A 1,962-nucleotide genomic window follows, 5' to 3' on the forward strand; every position below is an offset into this window, starting at 1 on the left:
AAAAACTTGACCACAAAAGATCAAAAACGCTAATTTTCGAGAGAACCACGAAAACCACTGCTCCACCCCGAAGGACAGAACAACAGATCCAGGTTCATATTCTTGGAAATTGCTTCTTATAAAAGATGCTCGCGTCCACTATGTAGTTCTCAAACAACAACCCCATACCACACACCCCACACACACCCGCCCCAAAAAGGACAAGCCAACGCATGCGATCGGTGCAGCCAGGAAACCAGAAACAAACAAAACCCACAGCCAACCCATCAAGGGAAGACCATGGTCCTGTTGYCTCAGGACCCAACAGTGTGCCAAACACTAAACCGCGCATCAGTCCCCCGGCACCGTTCCAGGACACTCAAGAGCATCCGTACTAGGCGCCGGGAAGAAACCCGCGGCCGCTATTTGCTGATATTCCACCCGTGAGCACCCGCCGCAGAACAATCGTCTGCGCAACGGGCGTTACTCCTGACAACCCCTCCACACTCACATACATGAGGCAAGGTGATTGTAGGTGCTCCTTAGAAAGGAGGTGATCCAGCCGCACCTTCCGGTACGGCTACCTTGTTACGACTTAGTCCCAATCGCCAGTCCCACCTTCGACAGCTCCCTCCCACAAGGGGTTAGGCCACCGGCTTCGGGTGTTACCAACTTTCGTGACTTGACGGGCGGTGTGTACAAGGCCCGGGAACGTATTCACCGCAGCGTTGCTGATCTGCGATTACTAGCGACTCCGACTTCATGGGGTCGAGTTGCAGACCCCAATCCGAACTGAGACCGGCTTTTTGGGATTAGCTCCACCTCACAGTATCGCAACCCTTTGTACCGGCCATTGTAGCATGCGTGAAGCCCAAGACATAAGGGGCATGATGATTTGACGTCGTCCCCACCTTCCTCCGAGTTGACCCCGGCAGTCTCCCATGAGTCCCCGCCATTACGCGCTGGCAACATGGAACGAGGGTTGCGCTCGTTGCGGGACTTAACCCAACATCTCACGACACGAGCTGACGACAACCATGCACCACCTGTGAACCGGCCCCAAAGGGGAAGGACTGTTTCCAGCCCGGTCCGGCCCATGTCAAGCCTTGGTAAGGTTCTTCGCGTTGCATCGAATTAATCCGCATGCTCCGCCGCTTGTGCGGGCCCCCGTCAATTCCTTTGAGTTTTAGCCTTGCGGCCGTACTCCCCAGGCGGGGCACTTAATGCGTTAGCTACGGCGCGGAAAACGTGGAATGTCCCCCACACCTAGTGCCCAACGTTTACGGCATGGACTACCAGGGTATCTAATCCTGTTCGCTCCCCATGCTTTCGCTCCTCAGCGTCAGTTAATGCCCAGAGACCTGCCTTCGCCATCGGTGTTCCTCCTGATATCTGCGCATTTCACCGCTACACCAGGAATTCCAGTCTCCCCTACATCACTCTAGTCTGCCCGTACCCACCGCAGATCCGGAGTTGAGCCCCGGACTTTCACGGCAGACGCGACAAACCGCCTACGAGCTCTTTACGCCCAATAATTCCGGATAACGCTTGCGCCCTACGTATTACCGCGGCTGCTGGCACGTAGTTAGCCGGCGCTTCTTCTGCAGGTACCGTCACTTTCGCTTCTTCCCTACTGAAAGAGGTTTACAACCCGAAGGCCGTCATCCCTCACGCGGCGTCGCTGCATCAGGCTTTCGCCCATTGTGCAATATTCCCCACTGCTGCCTCCCGTAGGAGTCTGGGCCGTGTCTCAGTCCCAGTGTGGCCGGTCACCCTCTCAGGCCGGCTACCCGTCGTCGCCTTGGTGAGCCATTACCTCACCAACAAGCTGATAGGCCGCGAGTCCATCCAAAACCACAATAAAGCTTTCCACCCCCCACCATGCGATGAGGAGTCATATCCGGTATTAGACCCAGTTTCCCAGGCTTATCCCAGAGTTAAGGGCAGGTTACTCACGTGTTACTCACCCGTTCGCCACTAATC

Annotated in this window: 1 rRNA gene; it reads right to left on the minus strand. The window is 55.8% G+C overall.

The features are described from left to right. Window positions 1–525: 525 nt before the first annotated feature. Window positions 526–1,962 (minus strand): 16S ribosomal RNA (locus AC1DRE_RS25055); the annotation flags it as partial.

Source organism: Arthrobacter sp. P4_H3, from assembly GCF_056400885.1.